We start from the raw sequence: 1,310 nt of genomic DNA on the forward strand, positions 1-1,310 counted from the left end.
ACAACAGCAAAACTATCGACTCGTTAAACCAAAGCGCTGAAAGCGACACAACCGTCATCGCAGCGCCGCTCGGAAGTATCGCCTACACGTTTGGTCACCAGCTCAACCACCAAGTGTATGCGGGTACAACGCGTTCCGATGTGGCAGTCGGTACACTGGCTTTTCAATTAGGCTATCAGTACGAACTACCGTCAGGCACAGTATTGGATGTCTCTTACCTTCCGACCGTCCTCAAAGGCGAAACGTGGCGTAATCCTTATCAAGTGGGTACGGCTCGTCAAACAACGGATGAAGGTGGTAACGCCTATCGATTTCAAGTCAAAGGTTTGGTCGATAGAAACTTCACCCTCGATTTAGCTTATGCCGATAAAGATGTCGAACAAGATGAAGTCACCGATCGTTCACTCGCGCGTGATGCCAATATTTATTACGTAAAAGGCGAATATCGTATTTCACTAGACCAAACATCGCTACTGCAACCCGCGTTCACCTACATCAACCAAGATGCGGATGGAAAAGCAGAATCGTATGACTCTTATGCCTTTGACGTAAGTTGGTTTAAGTTCATCAACCGTCATCGTTTAGCCTTAACCGCAGGCTATGCACTCAAAGATTATCAATCGGCGAGCCAAACTTTTGCGAAAACGCGCAGTGATGACACCTTGAGCTTGTTTGCCGCTTACGAATACCAAAACGTGTTTGATTGGCAGAACTGGTCGTTCATTTCCTTCGCGGGTTATAGCCAAACCGATTCAAACATCACCTTTTATGACGAAAATGAATACCTTTTGTCGTTAGGCTTTAACTACAGCTTCTAACATGGTTCTCGCGGCGAACATGTGAATACTCGCCGCGAACTCCTCTCAAATGACCACTACACGGCTTGAGCCGTGAGTTGTTTCAGCAATCGGTCCATCGCGCGATACCCGAGCGCTTCCGCTAAATGAGAACGTTCAATCTGCTCAGCACCTTCTAAATCCGCTATCGTGCGGGCCACTTTAATGATGCGATGATAGGCACGAATCGATAATCCCAGCCGATGGAGTGCAGTTTCGAGAAATTCCGCATCGCTTTTTTGCAACGGGCAAAATGCCTCAATTTCACGGCTGCCGAGTAGTGCGTTTACTTTGCCGTTTCGATTGAGCATGCTCTCGCGAGCAAGACTGACGCGCTCTTTGACGAGTTCCGTGGGTTCACCTCGATCACCACCTTCCGCCAACGTGCCTTTCGGTAAGGATGGAATTTCTAACGACATATCAAAACGGTCGAGAAGCGGTCCCGATAAACGACCCAAATAACGCAAAATGGCC

At 48.2% G+C, this 1,310-nt stretch carries 2 protein-coding genes; one reads left to right on the forward strand and one right to left on the reverse strand.

What is annotated here, in order from left to right; all coding sequences use genetic code 11:
• Window positions 1-818, forward strand: an 818-nt coding sequence (locus tag R7E00_RS23730) for a DUF2860 domain-containing protein (RefSeq protein WP_318124692.1), incomplete at its 5' end; no start/stop codon positions are given.
• A 56-nt stretch (window positions 819-874) separates the two neighbouring features.
• Here the strand turns inward: R7E00_RS23730 and R7E00_RS23735 are convergent.
• Window positions 875-1,310, reverse strand: a 436-nt coding sequence (locus tag R7E00_RS23735) for an ATP-binding protein (protein WP_318124693.1), incomplete at its 5' end; no start/stop codon positions are given.

Origin of the sequence: Vibrio sp. Vb1755 (genome assembly GCF_033338635.1) — a bacterium.
Classification (GTDB): domain Bacteria; phylum Pseudomonadota; class Gammaproteobacteria; order Enterobacterales; family Vibrionaceae; genus Vibrio; species Vibrio alginolyticus.